Annotated in this window: 14 protein-coding genes and 1 other RNA gene; 12 read left to right on the top strand and 3 right to left on the bottom strand. The window is 72.1% G+C overall.

All coding sequences use genetic code 11. The annotated features are described in order from the left end of the window. Window positions 1–21 precede the first annotated feature (21 nt). The 9 genes from BCAV_RS13975 (at window position 22) to BCAV_RS13935 (ending at window position 11,045) form a co-directional block, all read left to right on the top strand. Window positions 22–879 carry an aminoglycoside phosphotransferase family protein gene (locus tag BCAV_RS13975; RefSeq protein WP_015883257.1) on the top strand — a complete coding sequence of 286 codons (858 nt, stop codon included), beginning with the start codon at window positions 22–24 and terminating at the stop codon, window positions 877–879. 86 nt (window positions 880–965) lie between these two features. After that, window positions 966–2,093: a peptide chain release factor 2 gene (gene prfB, locus BCAV_RS13970; RefSeq protein ID WP_144016966.1), complete on the top strand. Its 1,128-nt coding sequence runs from the start codon at window positions 966–968 to the stop codon at window positions 2,091–2,093. 141 nt (window positions 2,094–2,234) lie between these two features. Then, window positions 2,235–4,925, top strand: a complete 2,691-nt coding sequence (gene ppdK / locus BCAV_RS13965; RefSeq protein WP_015883255.1) for a pyruvate, phosphate dikinase — start codon at window positions 2,235–2,237, stop codon at window positions 4,923–4,925. A 148-nt stretch (window positions 4,926–5,073) separates the two neighbouring features. Next, complete coding sequence (gene ftsE / locus BCAV_RS13960) at window positions 5,074–5,763, top strand: cell division ATP-binding protein FtsE (protein WP_015883254.1); 690 nt, start codon at window positions 5,074–5,076, stop codon at window positions 5,761–5,763. Continuing rightward, window positions 5,760–6,674, top strand: a complete 915-nt coding sequence (gene ftsX / locus BCAV_RS13955) for a permease-like cell division protein FtsX (RefSeq protein ID WP_015883253.1) — start codon at window positions 5,760–5,762, stop codon at window positions 6,672–6,674. The genes ftsE and ftsX overlap by 4 nt, the downstream gene beginning before the upstream one ends. A 3-nt stretch (window positions 6,675–6,677) precedes the next feature. Then, the gene (locus tag BCAV_RS13950; protein WP_015883252.1) at window positions 6,678–8,033 is read left to right on the top strand and encodes a murein hydrolase activator EnvC family protein; all 1,356 of its coding nucleotides are present in this window, start codon (window positions 6,678–6,680) and stop codon (window positions 8,031–8,033) included. Between the two features lie 95 nt (window positions 8,034–8,128). Next, window positions 8,129–8,662, top strand: a complete 534-nt coding sequence (gene smpB, locus BCAV_RS13945; protein ID WP_015883251.1) for an SsrA-binding protein SmpB — start codon at window positions 8,129–8,131, stop codon at window positions 8,660–8,662. After that, window positions 8,659–10,563, top strand: coding sequence for a DUF2207 domain-containing protein (locus BCAV_RS13940; protein ID WP_015883250.1), 1,905 nt, complete (start codon window positions 8,659–8,661; stop codon window positions 10,561–10,563). Before smpB ends, BCAV_RS13940 begins: the two co-directional genes overlap by 4 nt. A 62-nt stretch (window positions 10,564–10,625) precedes the next feature. Further along, entirely contained in the window at window positions 10,626–11,045 is a 420-nt protein-coding gene (locus BCAV_RS13935) for a hypothetical protein (RefSeq protein ID WP_015883249.1), read from the top strand. Between the two features lie 15 nt (window positions 11,046–11,060). Here BCAV_RS13935 and BCAV_RS13930 read toward each other — a convergent pair whose 3' ends face one another. Beyond that, window positions 11,061–12,497, bottom strand: coding sequence for a sulfatase family protein (locus tag BCAV_RS13930; RefSeq protein WP_015883248.1), 1,437 nt, complete (start codon window positions 12,495–12,497; stop codon window positions 11,061–11,063). Between the two features lie 48 nt (window positions 12,498–12,545). Between BCAV_RS13930 and BCAV_RS13925 the strand changes: the two genes are divergently transcribed. After that, window positions 12,546–13,640 carry an LLM class flavin-dependent oxidoreductase gene (locus tag BCAV_RS13925; RefSeq protein ID WP_015883247.1) on the top strand — a complete coding sequence of 365 codons (1,095 nt, stop codon included), beginning with the start codon at window positions 12,546–12,548 and terminating at the stop codon, window positions 13,638–13,640. A 74-nt stretch (window positions 13,641–13,714) separates the two neighbouring features. Then, window positions 13,715–14,082: a transfer-messenger RNA gene (ssrA, locus tag BCAV_RS22190) on the top strand. Window positions 14,083–14,170: 88 nt separating this feature from the next. Here the strand turns inward: ssrA and BCAV_RS13920 are convergent. After that, window positions 14,171–14,995, bottom strand: a complete 825-nt coding sequence (locus BCAV_RS13920) for a GNAT family N-acetyltransferase (protein WP_015883246.1) — start codon at window positions 14,993–14,995, stop codon at window positions 14,171–14,173. Between the two features lie 170 nt (window positions 14,996–15,165). Here BCAV_RS13920 and BCAV_RS13915 point away from each other — a divergent pair, with 170 nt between their 5' ends. Further along, window positions 15,166–15,699, top strand: a complete 534-nt coding sequence (locus tag BCAV_RS13915) for an AAA family ATPase (protein ID WP_043347260.1) — start codon at window positions 15,166–15,168, stop codon at window positions 15,697–15,699. 84 nt (window positions 15,700–15,783) lie between these two features. On the opposite strand, the gene BCAV_RS13910 is transcribed toward BCAV_RS13915, so the two are convergent. Further along, window positions 15,784–16,182 carry a nuclear transport factor 2 family protein gene (locus tag BCAV_RS13910; protein ID WP_015883244.1) on the bottom strand — a complete coding sequence of 133 codons (399 nt, stop codon included), beginning with the start codon at window positions 16,180–16,182 and terminating at the stop codon, window positions 15,784–15,786. Window positions 16,183–16,184 lie beyond the last annotated feature (2 nt).

The raw sequence follows: 16,184 nt of genomic DNA, 5'->3' as shown, positions 1-16,184 counted from the left end.
GTGATCTGGCAGGATCACGCGGTGCACCCGGACACGATGACCTGGACCGACGATGCCCCCGAGGTCGAGACGCCGCTCGAGGGTGGCGACGTCTCCGACGGACTCGTGCGCCGGGGGGCCACGGTGCGCCGTCCTCGCGGCGAGCACAGCGCGGCCGTCGAGGCCTACCTCCTGCACCTGGAACGCGCGGGCTTCGACGGTGCGCCCCGGTTCCTCGGCATCGATGACGTCGGTCGGGAGGTCTGCACGTTCGTCGAGGGCGACATGGGTGGCCGTCCCGTGCACCCGTGGGCGCTCGGGGAGCACGTGCTCGTGGAGCTCGCGGAGCTGCAGCGTCGGCTGCACGACGTCTCGGCCCACGTCGTTCTCCCGCCGGGCGTGACCTGGCGTGAGCGCGTCCGCATCGACGAGGTGCCCGATGTGTTCGACGCTCCCGACGTCGTCGGCCACAACGACATCACCGTCGAGAACACGATCTTCTCCCCGGCGGGCGAGGACGGGCAGCGGCACGTCCGGGGGGTGATCGACTTCGATCTCGCCGGTCCGTCGACGCGGATCCTCGACGTCGCCACGACGCTCAGCTACTGGGGCCCGGTCCGGGCACCCAGCGAGCGCGACGCGGGGATGGTCGATCTCGACGTCGCACGCCGGATCCGGGTATTCACCGACGCGTATGGGCTGGACCGCTCCGAGCGTCTGGAGCTGCTCGACGTGACGGCGCGCCGCTTCGCACGCTCGTGGTACTCGATGCGGCACGCGGCCCAGACGCGCGGCGGGGGCTGGCAGCGGATGTGGGACGACGGCGTGGGCGACGTCATTCGACGGAACGACGCCTGGTTCACCGAGCAGCGCGACGCGCTGGCGCGCCTGCTGCGCTGACCCGGTCACGGGACGCGGTCCGGGAGGCCCCGAGTCGGCGTTCGACGCCGTGGGCTGAGGCGGCGCGCGACCGCGTACCCTGGAGGATCGTGGCCACCGACTTCCCTGCCGAGATCAGCGCGTTACGCGGCACGCTCGAGCAGATCACCGCCGTGACGGACCCGGACGCGTTGCGCGCCCGGATCGCGGAGCTCTCCGAGGCCGCGGCGGCGCCCGATCTCTGGGACGACCCCGACGCCGCGCAGAAGGTCACCAGCCGGCTCTCCCACACGCAGAGCGAGCTCGAGCGGCTGGACACGCTGCGCTCGCGCATCGACGACCTCGAGACCCTCGTCCAGCTCGCCGCCGAGGAGGACGACGCCGATACGCTCGCCGAGGCCGAGGCCGAGCTGACGAAGATCCGCACGAGCATGGGTGAGCTCGAGGTCCGCACCCTGCTGGCGGGAGAGTACGACTCCCGCGAGGCGGTCGTGACGATCCGGTCCGGAGCGGGCGGCGTCGACGCCGCGGACTTCGCCGAGATGCTGCTGCGCATGTACCTGCGCTGGGCGGAGCGCAAGGGCTACCCCACGCAGGTGCTCGACACGTCCTACGCCGAGGAGGCCGGCCTGAAGTCGGCCACGTTCGAGGTCAAGGTGCCCTACGCGTTCGGCACCCTGTCGGTCGAGGCCGGGACGCACCGCCTCGTCCGGATCTCGCCGTTCGACAACCAGGGCCGCCGCCAGACGTCGTTCGCCGCCGTCGAGGTCATTCCGCTCATCGAGCAGACGGACCACATCGACATCCCCGAGACGGACATCCGCATCGACGTGTTCCGGTCCTCGGGCCCCGGCGGGCAGTCCGTGAACACGACCGACTCCGCCGTCCGCATCACGCACCTCCCGACCGGGATCGTCGTCTCGATGCAGAACGAGAAGTCGCAGATCCAGAACCGCGCCGCGGCGATGCGCGTGCTCCAGTCACGCCTGCTCCTGGCCATGCAGGAGGAGGAGAACGCGAAGAAGAAGGAGCTCGCCGGCGACGTCAAGGCCAGCTGGGGCGACCAGATGCGCTCCTACGTGCTGCAGCCGTACCAGATGGTCAAGGACCTCCGGACGGAGCACGAGGTCGGCAACCCGTCGGCGGTGTTCGACGGCGACATCGACGACTTCATCGAGGCCGGCATCCGCTGGCGCCGCCAGCAGCAGACCGTTCGGGAGTCCGCCACCGCGTAGGGACGGTCCGGCCGTCCTCCCGCACGGACGCGACGCCCGACCCCGGCCCGACCCGGCCCCGCGACCCGGTGCCGACCCGCCCGGCGAGGCGCACACTGGTCGTGGCGGCGCGCTGTGTCGCGCCTGCGGGAGGTGTCGGGGGTGTACGTCCAGGACTTCGCCGACGGCGGCATGGACGCCGCGGACCTGCTCGGCGGCAAGGGTGCGAACCTCGCGGAGATGACGCGGCTCGGTCTCCCGGTGCCGCCCGGCTTCACCATCACCACGGCGGCATGCGTCGAGTACATGCGCACCGGCGTCGTCCCGCCCGGCCTGCGCGTGGAGGTGACCACGGCGCTGCGCCGCCTGGAGGACGCCGGCGGCCGGCGCCTCGGCGACCCGGACGACCCCCTGCTCGTGTCCGTGCGCTCCGGGGCGAGGTTCTCCATGCCGGGGATGATGGAGACGATCCTCGACGTCGGCCTCAACGACGCGTCGGTGCACGGGCTCGCGGCCCAGAGCGGGGACGAGCGCTTCGCCTGGGACTCCTACCGCCGGCTCGTCCAGATGTTCGGGCGGACGGTGCTCGGCATCGACGGCGCGGCCTTCGCCGACCCGCTGGACGCGGCGAAGGAACGCACCGGGGTAGCGTCCGACGTCGAGCTCGGCGCCGACGAGCTGCGCACCTTGACGGCGACGTACCTCGAGATCGTGCGGGCGCGCTCCGGCCGCGACTTCCCGCAGGACCCGCGCGACCAGCTCGACGCCGCGATCGTCGCCGTCCTCGACTCCTGGAACACGGACCGCGCCCGCCTGTACCGCCGCAAGGAGCGCATCCCCGACGACCTCGGCACGGCGGTGAACGTGTGCGCGATGGTCTTCGGGAACCTCGGACCGGACTCCGGCACGGGCGTCGCGTTCACCCGCGACCCCGCGACCGGCCGGGCGGGCGACTACGGCGACTACCTGCCGAACGCGCAGGGGGAGGACGTCGTCGCCGGGATCCGGAACACCTCGACGCTCGCCGACCTCGCCCGCCTGGACCCGGCCTCGTACGCCGACCTGCGCCGGGCGATGCGGCGCCTCGAGACGCACTACCGCGACCTGTGCGACGTCGAGTTCACCATCGAGCGCGGGCACCTGTGGATGCTGCAGACGCGCGTCGGCAAGCGCACGGCGGCGGCCGCGTTCCGCATCGCCACGCAGCTCGTCGACGAGGGCATCATCACGCTCGACGAGGCGCTGACGCGGGTCACGGGCGAGCAGCTCACCCAGCTGCTGTTCCCCAGGTTCGACGCCGCCGCGGAGCGCACCGTCCTCGCCCGTGGGCTGGGCGCCTCGCCCGGCGCCGCCGTCGGGCGCGCCGTGTTCGACCCGGCGACGGCCCAGGAGTGGGCGGGCCGGGGCGAGGCGGTCGTGCTCGTGCGCCGCGAGACCAACCCCGACGACCTCGGCGGGATGCTCGCCGCCGTCGGCATCCTCACGGCGCGCGGCGGGAAGACGTCCCACGCGGCCGTCGTCGCACGCGGGATCGGGCGCACGTGCGTGGTGGGCGCGGACGCCGTCGACGTGGACCCGTCCGCCCGGGCCTTCCGCACGGACGGCCGGGTGATCGCGGAGGGGGACGTCATCGCTCTCGACGGCGGAACCGGGGAGGTGTTCCTCGGCGACGTCCCGGTGATCGATTCCCCGGTGACGCTGTACCTGACCGACGGCGTCGACGCCGCGCTCGCGCAGGCCGGCGAGGACGACGCACGCGCCCTCGTCGGCGCCGTCGACCGGCTGCTCCGGCACGCCGACGCCGCCCGCCGGCTCGGCGTCCGGGCGAACGCGGACACCGCCGACGACGCGGTTCGGGCCCGCGAGCTCGGCGCCGAGGGCATCGGCCTCGCCCGCACGGAGCACATGTTCCTCGGCGAGCGGCGCGTGCTGATCGAGCGCGCGATCGTCGCTGACGACGACGCCGCCCGGCAGTCCGCGTTCGACGCGCTCCTCCCGCTCCAGCGCGCCGACGTGCGCGGCGTGCTCGAGGCGATGGACGGGCTCCCGACGACGATCCGGCTCCTCGACCCGCCGCTGCACGAGTTCCTGCCGGATCTCACCGATCTCGCGGTGCGCGTCGCCGTCGCGGACGAGCGCGGCGAGAGCGACCCGGACGACGTCGCCCTCCTCGGTGCCGTGCGGCGGATGCACGAGGCGAACCCGATGCTCGGCCTGCGCGGCGTGCGCCTCGGCCTGGTGCTGCCCGGCCTGTTCGCGCTGCAGATCCGCGCGATCTGCGACGCCGTGGCGGACCTGCGGGCTCAGGGGCGCGACCCGCACGCGGAGATCATGGTCCCGCTCGTCGGGTCGGCCCAGGAGATGCGGCTCGTCCGCGCGCAGGTCGAGGAGATCTCGGCCGAGGTCGGGGTTCGTGGTCTGCGCGTGGGCACGATGATCGAGCTGCCCCGCGCCGCGCTCACGGCGGCCCGGATCGCCGAGGTCGCCGACTTCTTCTCCTTCGGAACCAACGACCTCACCCAGACGGTGTGGGGGTTCTCGCGTGACGACGTCGAGGGCGCCTTCTTCCCGGCCTACCTGGACAACGGGGTGCTCGTCGTCTCCCCGTTCGAGACCCTCGACGCGGTCGGCGTCGGCCGTCTCGTCACGCTCGCGACCCGCGAGGGGCGCGAGCGGCGGCCCGACCTCGTGATCGGTGTCTGCGGTGAGCACGGGGGAGACCCGGAGTCGATCCGGTTCTTCCACGACGCCGGCCTGGACTACGTCTCCTGCTCGCCGCTGCGGGTGCCCGTCGCCCGGCTCGAGGCCGGACGTGCCGCCGTCCTGACGGCTGACCGCCGGGAGGATCGATGACTGCCTGACCGCGGGCTGCGCGGTCCTGGCCGGCTCTCCGGGCCGCCGGCGCCCGGCGTGTCAGCACCCGCGCCGCGGGATGCGTCCCTATGGTGCAAGAGGCCAGCACGCGTCCGAGCTTCCCCACACCTGGCCGACGAAGAGTGCCGTGATCCGATTCGACAACGTCTCCAAGGTCTACGCCCGGGGTGCCCGGCCGGCGTTGGACCGCGTCTCGCTGGAGGCCGAACGCGGGGAGTTCGTCTTCCTCGTGGGCGCCTCCGGGTCGGGGAAGTCGACGTTCCTCCGCCTCGTCCTGCGCGAGGAACGCGCGACGTCGGGCAAGGTGTTCGTGGCCGGCCGGGAGATCTCCACGCTCTCCCAGTGGAAGGTTCCGCACCTGCGCCGCCAGATCGGCATGGTGTTCCAGGACTTCCGCCTGCTGCCGAACAAGACGGTCTTCGAGAACGTCGCGTTCGCGCTGCAGGTGATCGGGAAGCCTCGGCACACGATCCTGCGCGCGGTGCCGGAGACCCTCGAGCTCGTCAAGCTCGACGGCAAGGAGAAGCGCTACCCGCACGAGCTGTCCGGTGGCGAGCAGCAGCGCGTGGCGATCGCGCGCGCGTTCGTCAACCGGCCGTCGATCCTGCTCGCCGACGAGCCGACCGGCAACCTCGACCCGGGCACGAGCGTCGGGATCATGCGGCTGCTCGACCGGATCAACCGGACCGGGACCACGATCGTCATGGCGACGCACGACGACGAGATCGTCGACCAGATGCGCAAGCGCGTGGTCGAGCTCGTCGACGGCGAGATGGTGCGCGACCAGGCGCGTGGCGTGTACGGGGCGCTGCGATGAGGGCCCGGTTCGTCCTCGGCGAGATCGGCCAGGGGCTGCGCCGCAACATGTCCATGGCGATCGCCGTCGTGCTCGTCACGTTCGTGTCGTTGACGTTCGTCGGAGCGGCGGCCCTGCTCCAGACGCAGATCTCGAACATGAAGGACGACTGGTACGACCGCGTCGAGGTCTCGATCTTCCTGTGCCCGCAGAACTCGAGCGCGGCGACGTGCGCGACGGGCGAGGCGACCGAGGAGCAGATCGAGGAGATCCGCGGCGTCCTCGCCTCCGACGGCCTGGCGCCGTACGTCCAGGAGATCTTCTTCGAGACCAAGGAGGAGGCCTACTCCGCCCTCGTCGAGCAGTCCGGCGAGGAGGAGTGGGTGCAGCGGCTCACGCCCGAGCTCATGCAGGCCTCCTTCCGGGTCAAGCTCACCGACCCGACCCAGTTCGAGATCGTGCGGGACGAGGTCACGGGGCGGGCCGGCGTCGAGGTCGTGCAGGACCAGCGCGAGATCCTCGAGCCGCTGTTCCTCGTCCTCAACCGCGCGACGCTGCTCTCGGTGGGGCTCGCCGTCGTCATGACCGTCACGGCCGTGCTCCTCATCACGACCACGATCCGCCTGTCCGCGATGAGCAGGCGGCGGGAGACGGAGATCATGCGCCTGGTCGGCGCCTCGAACCTGTTCATCCAGCTGCCCTTCATGCTCGAGGGCGCCCTCGCCGCGCTCATCGGTGCTGCTCTCGCGGTCGGGGCGCTGTGGGCCGGCGTGCGGTACGGGGTCGAGGACTGGCTGGCGTCCTCCCTCGAGTTCGTCAACTTCGTGGGGACGGACGACGTCTGGCGTCTCGCCCCGTTCCTGGCGGTCATCGGGATCGCTATCGCCGGTGTGTCGTCGCTGGTGAGCCTGAGCCGCTACACGAGGGTGTGAGGGATGACCGACCGACGACGTGCCTGGTCCCGGCCCGCCTCTCGCCGCTGGCGAGCGGGGGCCTGTGCTGCGCTCACCGCCGTCCTGTGCCTCGCCGCGCCCGCCGCCCTCGCCGACGACCTCGACGACCTCCAGCAGCAGCAGGAGGAGAACGAGGCGCAGCAGGAGGAGGTCGAGTCGGCGCTCGAGGGCACGAACGCCGAGCTGACCGGCGTCTACCTCGAGCTCCAGCAGATCGAGATCGACCTGCCGATCGCCCAGGCGGAGCTCCGCCAGGCCGAGGAGGACCTCGCCGCCGCGGAACGGCACCAGCGCTCCGTCGCCGACCGGCTCGCCGTCGCCGAGGCCCAGCAGACGCAGCTCGAGGGCGAGATCGCGCAGAGCGAGACCGACATCGAGGACACGGAGGCTGCGATCGGGGAGCTCGCGCGGTCCAGCTACCGCGGCGGGGACGACCTGTCCGCGCTGTCCGTGGTGCTGGACGCCGCCAGCCCGGAGGACTTCGCGAGCCGGTACAGCGCCGTCGGGTCGGCGATGCGGTCCCAGACCCAGGTGCTCGACGACCTCGAGACCCTCGCCGCCGTCCAGCGCAACAACGAGGTGCGGCTGGAGGCCGTGCGCGAACGCATCGGTGAGCTGAAGGTCGAGGCCGACGAGGCCGTCGCCGCCGCTGCCGACGCCCGACAGCGGGCCGCCGACCGGAAGGCGGAGATCGAGCGCCTCCAGCGGCAGCGCGAGGCCAAGGCCGCCGAGCTCGAGGACCGCAAGGACGACTACGAGGCGCAGCAGGCCAGGCTGCAGGCCGACAACGACGACCTCGCCGCGCAGATCCGGGAGATCCAGCGTCAGCAGGAGGAGGAGCGCCGCCGCCAGGCCGCGCAGAACCCCGGCGGCGGTGGCGGCGGAGGGGGAGGCGGCGGTGGCGGAGGCGGGCTGTCGCTCGTCCCGCCCGTGGCCGCGCCGTTCCACGTCACCTCGCCGTACGGGTACCGGGAGTACCCGATCACCGGCGGCTGGTTCTTCCACCCAGGCACCGACATCCGGTCCGGCTGCGGTGCCACGCAGGTCTCGGCCGCGGCCGGCACGGTCGTCGCGGTGCGCGGTGCCTGGGGGAACGGCACGCACGGCAACCAGGTGATGGTCGACCACGGCGTCATCGGGGGGCAGTCCGTCCTGACCGTCTACAACCATCTGTCGGGCTTCGCCGTCGGCGTCGGCCAGGGGATCGGCCAGGGGCAGGCGATCGGCTACACGGGGCAGACGGGCGGGACGACCGGCTGTCACGTCCACATCGAGGTCTGGATCAACGGCGCCACGATCAACCCGGAGTCGCTGCCGGGCTGGTCGCGCAGCAACTAGCCCCTGCAGGCCGCGTGGACGATTTCCGCTTCGGACGACGCCGTCGCGCGCCGTAGTCTGGACGCGGAATCGGACGAGTATGGGGTGAACGTGGCATGTCGCGCATGCGGAACGTCGAACGGGAGAATGCCCGGGCCGCGAGGGCGGCCGAGGCGAAGAGGGACAAAAAGACCGAGAAGGTCGTCGTCGCGCGCAACAAGCGCGCCCGCCACGACTACCACGTGGACGACACCTACGAGGCGGGCCTGTCCCTGACGGGCACGGAGGTCAAGGCGCTGCGCGCCGGGCGGGCCTCGCTCGCGGACGGGTGGGTGAGCATCGACGGCGGCGAGGCGTGGCTCGAGAGCGTGCACATCCCGGAGTACACCCAGGGCACGTGGACGAACCACGCGCCGCGGCGCAAGCGGAAGCTGCTGCTGCACCGCGAGGAGATCGACAAGCTGGCCGGCAAGGCGCGGGAGAAGGGGTACACGGTCATCCCCCTCGAGCTGTACTTCCTCGGCGGCCGCGCGAAGGTCGAGATCGGTCTGGCCCGCGGCAAGCAGGAGTGGGACAAGCGGCAGACGCTCCGCGCGAAGCAGGACCTTCGTGAGGCCCAGCGCGCGATGAGCCTGCGGCAGAACCGGTGACGGGGTCCTCCGCGGGCCTCGCTTCTGGCCGGCGCGCTCCCGGGCGGCGCGGGATCGGACGGCTGGCGGCGACCGCGGCTCTCGTCGTCGGCGGCATCGCCCTGCTCGCACCCGGTGCCCAGGCGGAGGAGAACGGCGAGGACTGGGAGATCACGCGGTACGACGTCACCGCGGACGCGGCCGCCGACGGCGCCATCGACGTCACGCTGGACCTGGACTTCGACTTCGGCGACGAGGCGGGCCACGGGCCGTACGTCACGATCGGCGTGCTCCAGGAGATCCCGGACGACCCCGACCACTACCGCAGGTTCGAGGTCACGGACCTGACGGCGTCGAGCCCGTCCGGAGCGCCGGCCGACGTCCGGACCGAGACGGACGACGGCGTGCTCGGCATCTTCGTCGGCGACGAGAACGAGACGGTCGAGGGCGTCCAGTCGTACGTCATCTCCTACACGATCCACGGCATCGTGAACCCGGCCTCCGTCACCGGCGGACCGGACGCCGTCTACTGGAACGTCGTCGGGCAGCAGTGGGAGATCCCGCTGTCGGACGTCAGCGTCACGTTCACCGGTCCGGGTGAGCCCGACGACGTCGCGTGCTACCGCGGCGGGGTCGGGTCGACGACGCCGTGCGCGGGCGTGGAGGCCCAGGGCGCCACCACGGTGTTCTCGGAGGACAGCCTCGCCCCGGGCGCGGGCATGACCATCGCCCTGGACTGGCCCGCCGGGACGTTCGACGCGCCGGACCCGGACCTCGTGCCCCGCCGCACGTGGAGCAACGCGTTCGGCGTGACCCCGGCGACCGGCGGACTCGCCGTCGGGATCGCCGCCGTCGGGTCCGTGCTCGTCGGGACGGCGGCGCGGCGGAAGGGCCGCGACGAGGTGTACAGCGGCCTCACTCCCGGGCTCGAGCCGGTACCGGGGGTCGACGACGGCGTCGCGAAGCGCCGGGGCACGGCTCCGGTGGCGGTGCAGTTCAGCCCGCCCGACGGCGTCCGGCCCGGTGAGATGGGAACGCTCGCCGACGAGGTGGCGAACCCGCGAGACGTCACGGCGACGATCGTCGACCTCGCCGTGCACGGCTACCTCCGGATCTCCGAGGCCGACCGTGACGAGGGCGGGAAGCCGACCGACTGGCGCCTCGAGCGCCTCGACCGCTCCCGGGACGACCTGGTGGGGTACGAGCGGGACCTGGACGCCGCGATCTTCTCGGGTCGGGCCGAGGTGTCGCTCGCCGAGCTGCGTACGACGTTCGCCTCGTCGATGGCGGCGGCGCAGAGCGGGCTCTACGCCGAGGTCGTCGAGCGCGGCTGGTTCCGCCGCAGCCCGCAGGCCGAGCGTGTGGCCTGGTACGTCCTCGGCGGGGTGCTCACGGTCCTCGGCCTGGTCGGTACCGCCGTCCTGGCGGCGTCGGTGGGCTGGGGGCTGGTCGGGCTCGGCATCCTCGTCGTCGGGATCGTCACGCTCGCGTGCGCGCACGCGATGCCGGCCAGGACGGCGTCGGGCAGCGCCGTCCTCGCCCAGACCCGCGGATTCGAGCTGTACCTGCGGACGGCGGAGGCGAACCAGATCCGGTTCTCCGAGGGCGAGGACCTGTTCTCGCGCTACCTGCCGTACGCCATCGCGTTCGGGGTGGCCGAGCGCTGGGCGAAGGTGTTCGCGGACCTCGCTGCTGCCGGACGGGCCGTTCCGGACCCGACCTGGTACGTCGGTGCCCATCCCTACGGCGCGGCGTACGCGGGAGCGTGGGCGAGCGGGGGCTTCACGGACTCGCTCAAGGCCTTCTCCACCACCACGACGTCGGCCATCACGGCCCCAACGCCGGGTTCAGGCGGGTCGTCCGGGACCGGAGGCGGGTTCTCCGGTGGCGGGGCCAGCGGCGGAGGCGGCGGCGGCTGGTGACTGACGGGCAGGCGCCGTAGATTCGCTGGTGACCCATCCGTCGTCGACGTCAAGGAGACTTCATGGCGTTCGCTCTGCGTCGCATCCCGCCCCGCGTGGCCGCGGGTGCGTTCATCCTCAACTCGGGGCTCGGCAAGAGCTCGCTCGACGCGGAGACCGCCGCGCACCTGCACGCCCAGGCCGTACGCGCGTTCCCGCAGCTGAAGGACATCGACCCGAAGGAGTTCGGCAAGCTGCTGTCCGCGGCCGAGATCGGCCTCGGCGGCGCGCTGCTCCTGCCGTTCGTGCCGTCCGGGCTGGCCGGGCTCGGGCTCGCCGGGTTCTCCGGGGCGCTGCTCTGGATGTACCACAAGACGCCCGGCGCGACGGTCGACGGCGTCCGGCCGACGCCGTCGGGGATCGGGCTGGCGAAGGACGTGTTCATGCTCGGGATCGGGCTCGGGCTCCTGGTCGACGTCGCGACCACGCGCAAGCGCCGCTGACGCCGGACCGGGGTCTCAGCGGGCGGGCACCGGACCGGGGTCCGCGTACGGCACATCACCGGCGGCTGCCTGCTCGCGGGCCAGCCGCTCGGTGAGGTCGCGGCGCACGACGGCGTACGTGGGGTCGTCGGCGACGTTGACGAGCTCGTCGGGGTCGGCCTCGAGGTCGTACAGCTCCCACTCGGGCGCGTACGTCGCCCAGCCGGTGCCGGGCAGCCCGAGCCCGTCGTTGTAGAAGTAGATGAGCTTGTAGCGCTCCGTGCGGATCCCGTAGTGGCCCGCGGCGTGGTGGGCGCCGTCGTCGTGCTCCCAGTAGCGGTAGTAGAACGACTGGTCCGCGGGAGGCGTCTCTCCGCGGGCGAGCGTTCCCCAGAAGCTCTCACCCTGCATGCCCGGGTGCGGCTCGACGTCGGCCGCCTCGAGGATCGTGCGCGCGAGGTCGACGTTCGTGACGATCTGGTCGGTGCTGCGGCCGCCGTCGAGCGCCGTCGGACAGCTCACCACGAACGGCATCCGGATCGACTCGTCATACATGAAGCGCTTGTCGAACCAGCCGTGGTCGCCGAGGAAGAAGCCCTGGTCGGACGTGTACATGAGCAGGGTGTCGTCGAGCTCACCGCGCTCGGCGAGCCGGTCGATCACGCGGCCCACGTTGTCGTCGACGCTGGCGACGCACGCGAGATAGTCCTCCATGTAGCGCTGGTACTTCCACAGCGCCTCGTCCTCGTACGACAGGCCGGCGGGCGGATCGGCCTTGAGGTCGCGGCGCGTGAGCTGGTCGGCCACGCGCATCGCGGCGCGGTGCGCGGCTCCGGAGCGGGTGGCGTAGTCGTCGGTGAAGGTGGCCGGCACCGGGATCGGCCGGCCAGCGAACTGCGCCCGGTGGGCCTCGTCCGGCTCCCACGAGCGGTGCGGTGCCTTGTGATGGATGAGCAGGCACCAGGGTGAGTCGGTCCCGTCGGGCCCGTAGTCGAGATCGTCGAGCCACTGCAGCGCCAGGTCGGTGATGACGTCGGTGGCGTAGCCGGTCACCGTGCGCAGCCCGTCCGGCGTGCGGAACGTCGGGTCGTGGTACTCGCCCTGGTCCCGCAGGATCATCCAGTGGTCGAACGCGCGCGGCCGATGCTCCTCGCCCTCGCCGAGGTGCCACTTGCCGACGATCGCCGTGCGGTAGCCGGCGTCCTTGAGCTGTGAGACGAACGTCGGCAGCTCGCGGTCCATCGGCGTCGAGAGCGTGCGCACGCCGTTGGTGTGACTGTGCTGGCCGGTGAGGATCGAGGCCCGGCTCGGCGTGCAGATCGAGTTCGTGCAGAAAAGGTTGTCGAGGCGCCAGCCCCGCTGCGCGATCTCGTCGATGCGCGGCGTCGAGTTCACGACCGATCCGTACGTCCCGACGGCGTGGGCGGCGTGGTCGTCGGTGAGGATGAGGCAGATGTTCGGGCGGCGCGCCATGGAGTCGACGCTACCGCCCGGAATGGGCGGCCCGGTCGATGCGTTCGCATGCACATGGAGCTCGGTGTGTACACGTTCGGGGACGTCCATCCGGACCCGGTGACCGGGGAGCAGACCGACCCCGGCCAGCGGATCCGCGACATCCTCGAACGGGTCGAGCTCGCGGAGCAGGTCGGGCTCGACTACGTGGGCGTCGGGGAGCATCACCGCCCGGACTACGCGATCAGCTCGCCGTCGACGGTCATCGCCGCTGCGCTCGCCCGCACCGAGCGGATCCACGTCGGCAGCGCCGTGACGGTGCTCTCGACCGAGGACCCGGTGCGGGTCTACCAGCAGTTCGCGACGATGGACGCGTTCTCCGGCGGGCGCGTCGAGCTACTCGCGGGCAGGGGCTCGTTCATCGAGTCGTACCCGCTGTTCGGAGCGCGGCTCGACGACTACGACGCGCTGTACGACGAGAAGATCCAGCTGCTCCTGGCACTCGACGACGCCGGGGCGCGGGACGGCACGGTGAGCTGGTCGGGGCGGTTCCGGCCGACGCTCGACGACGCGCTGGTGCTACCTCGACCGGCCGACCTGCCGGGGCGCGGCCGCCGGCTCAACCTGGCCGTGGCCACGGGCGGGACCCCGGAGTCCTCGGTCCGCGCAGGCGTGCTCGGGCTCGGCGTGAACTACGCGATCATCGGCGGGCGTCCGGCGCAGTTCGCGCCGCTGGCGGAGCTGTACCGCTCGGAGTTCCGCCCACGCGGGCTCGGCGAGGGTGTCGACACCGGGCCGTCGGTCGCGGTGTCCGGGATGGGCTTCGTCGCCGACGATCCGAAGGCGGCCCGCGACTACTTCTACCCGTACTGGCACGCCTCGATGGACCGCATCGCGCGGGAGCGCGGGTTCCCGTTGCCCAACCGGATCACGTACGACGCGACGACGACGCCGGACGGCGCGTACGCCGTCGGGAGCCCTGAGGAGGTGGCCGAGAAGATCGTGCGCCTCGCCGCCGTCCTCGGACACGACCGCCAGATCCTGCAGATGGACCTGTCGGGCGTGCCGCAGCGCGAGTCCCTCCGGGCGATCGAGCTGCTCGGCACGGCGGTCAAGCCGCTCGTGGACGCCGAGCTGCCGCGGGCGACGGCCGAGGCGGAATAACGAGGCGTGCCGGGGTGCTGAGGACGTAGACTGGTCATCGGCCGGTTCGCCGGTCGTGCTTGACAACTCAACATGGGGGTGATCGGTTTCGACGACGGTCGTCGTTCCAGGGGAAGCGGGTCGAGGATGCATGGTTATCTCGTTAACGCTCCATGCAAACCCATAGGTGCCGATTCCAAGCGCACCGACTTCGCTCTCGCCGCCTGAGCAAGAGTAGAAGTCCGTCAGTCCCGGAGTGCTTCCGACCGGGGTCCTGGCGTCATCAAGGAAGCCACTGCCTGTAGTCCTCGTCATCGGGGCTGCCGGAACAACTAGGTGACTGGGCCCGTCAGCGAGGTGTCTGCGCCATCGCTGGGGCCGAGCAGAACAGCAGCAGACTGCACCCGGAGAAGCCCTGGCTCAATACCGTCGGACGCGGGTTCGATTCCCGCCACCTCCACCATGTCGCGAAGGCCGGACCCCACGAGGGGTCCGGCCTTCGTCGTCCCGGCGCCGTCGTGCTCAGGCCTTCGCCGCGTTCCCGAGAGCGATCATCCCGTCGCGGCGGGCCAGGTGTAGATGCCGATGGGGCAGATCTCCTCGAAGCCGAGCCGCTGATAGGCGCGGTATCCCTGGGTCGAGGAGTTCAGCACCGCGACGTGGTAGCCGAGCTCGATCGCGTCCTGGAGGGCCGCCCGCGTGATCGCGGACCCGATTCCGCGCTGCCGGGCATCCGGGTGCGTCGAGACGAAGTAGATGCCGGCCACTCCCGCGCCGCAGAACAGTGACGTGGTGGCGACAGGCTCGCCGTCGAGCCGAGCCAGGTAGTGCCGCCACGTCGTGTCGGCGTCGAGGCCGATCCGTGCGTACATCGCCCCGACCCACTCGGCCTCGCGCGGTCCCTCCCCGAAGCCGGCGCCGAGGGTGGCGACCCAGGCGGCCAGACCGGCCTCGTCGGTGACGCGCTCGACTGTCGTGCCGGGCGGCATCGGGGCGTCGGCGAGGCGGCGCAGGTCGAGCGCCATCCCCGGCTCGACGCCGTCGTCCCGCAGCCCAGCCTGCTCCAGGCGCCGGCCGAGATCGGCAGGCCGCATGGACGGGCCCACGTGCCACGTGCCCGGCACACCGAGGCGATCGCAGGCGGCGATCATCTCCTGGATCAGCGTGTCGACCTCACCGTCGGCCAGGTCGGCCCGGACGACGCAGTTGTGATAGTCGATCGGCGACCCGCCGATGACCCACTGGATCGACGGCTCGTCTCGTTCCTCGGCGCCGCCCGCGCGGCCGAGAGCGAGGAGGAGCTCGGCCAGGTTGGCCTCGATGGCGGGTGTCAACCGTGCGGGATCGCTGGTGGGCGCGATGGCGTCGGACTGCATCTGTCTCCCCTTCTCCCGCCGCGTCCCCTCCCTGGGGGCTGCTCGTTCGTCTTTGCGCGCGCGTCGGGGCCGGATCGAGTATGGCAGCCTCTCGGATTCGGGCTCCGGGCCGATCCGGGGGAGCGGTCGTCAGCCCGCCGCCCGGTCCGGTGGCCGGCCGTCGCGGCAGGATGGTCCTCGTGAATCTGCTCGTGCTCATCAGCGGCCCCATCGCGGCCGGGAAGTCCACGCTCGCCCGGGAGGTGGCGCGGCAGCTGCGCGAGCTCGGGCGGACCGTGGCGCTCGTCGAGCTGGACACCGTGGCCGAGATGGCCCTGCCCACCCTGCCGGACTGGGACTGGGCGCACAGCATCCACGCGGGCCTCGTCGGCGCCTGGTCGGCGACGCCGATCGAGGTGGTGCTCGACGAGGGCACCGAGACCCCAGCCGAGGTGGCCCAGGTGCTGCGCGCGGTTCCGGAGGGTGCCCCGGTGCTCAAGGTGGTGCTGGTCGCCGACGTCGAACGATCGTGGGAGCGGGCGCAGGGGGACCCGACCCGAGGGCTGAGCAAGGACCGGGACTTCCTGACGGAGATGTACGAGCGCTTCGCGGCCGGGCTGCCCGAGCTCGAGCGCGACCTCCTGCTCGACGTCGAGGCGACGTCTCTCGAGGAGCGCGTGGTCGCCGTCGTCACGGAGGCGGTGCGGCGACTCGCGGTCCCGTAGGAACCCGGACCGCCGCCATCGGGCCGGGACACCGCGTCGGCGAGCGCGGACCCGCGCGGGCCCGGCCCTCGGCGTGCCCGTCGCTCAGCCCAGCGGCATGGGCTCGACGAGGCGGCGGCGCCACTCCGGGGAGGGGTCGCCGTCGACGGTCGTCCAGTACTCCGTGGCGTGAGTGACGACGCCGTCGCGCACGGTCCAGAAGGAGGCGACCCGGAACGTCTCGGCTCCCTCCATCGGCACCTCGACCTCGGAGACCACGCGATCGCCGTCGGCCACGATCCCGAGCACCCGTATCGACCAGCCCTCCGGGTACTCGGCGTTGACCGCCACGTAGTTCGCGCGGCCGACGATCCGTTCGGCGCTCGACGGCCAGTCGACGACGACGTCCTCCGCGATGAGTTCGCCGAGCCCGGTCCAGTCCCGGGCGGACATGCGCGCCCACAGCCGCTCGATCACCTGGGCCGGTGCTCGCGTCACGTCCATCG

This window comes from Beutenbergia cavernae DSM 12333, from assembly GCF_000023105.1.
GTDB classification, from domain to species: domain Bacteria; phylum Actinomycetota; class Actinomycetes; order Actinomycetales; family Beutenbergiaceae; genus Beutenbergia; species Beutenbergia cavernae.
Note: the sequence above shows the minus strand (reverse complement) of the source record. Positions and strands in the feature narration are given on the sequence as shown.

What these genes read in the sequence shown, in the direction of transcription:
- smpB (WP_015883251.1), top strand. Translation starts at nt 8,129, where the DNA reads ATGTCGCGCATGCGGAACGTCGAACGGGAGAATGCCCGGGCCGCGAGG.
- BCAV_RS13950 (WP_015883252.1), top strand. Translation starts at nt 6,678, where the DNA reads ATGACCGACCGACGACGTGCCTGGTCCCGGCCCGCCTCTCGCCGCTGG.
- BCAV_RS13930 (WP_015883248.1), bottom strand. Translation starts at nt 12,497, where the DNA reads ATGGCGCGCCGCCCGAACATCTGCCTCATCCTCACCGACGACCACGCC.
- BCAV_RS13935 (WP_015883249.1), top strand. Translation starts at nt 10,626, where the DNA reads ATGGCGTTCGCTCTGCGTCGCATCCCGCCCCGCGTGGCCGCGGGTGCG.
- ftsX (WP_015883253.1), top strand. Translation starts at nt 5,760, where the DNA reads ATGAGGGCCCGGTTCGTCCTCGGCGAGATCGGCCAGGGGCTGCGCCGC.
- BCAV_RS13920 (WP_015883246.1), bottom strand. Translation starts at nt 14,995, where the DNA reads ATGCAGTCCGACGCCATCGCGCCCACCAGCGATCCCGCACGGTTGACA.
- BCAV_RS13925 (WP_015883247.1), top strand. Translation starts at nt 12,546, where the DNA reads ATGCACATGGAGCTCGGTGTGTACACGTTCGGGGACGTCCATCCGGAC.
- BCAV_RS13915 (WP_043347260.1), top strand. Translation starts at nt 15,166, where the DNA reads ATGGTCCTCGTGAATCTGCTCGTGCTCATCAGCGGCCCCATCGCGGCC.
- BCAV_RS13910 (WP_015883244.1), bottom strand. Translation starts at nt 16,182, where the DNA reads ATGGACGTGACGCGAGCACCGGCCCAGGTGATCGAGCGGCTGTGGGCG.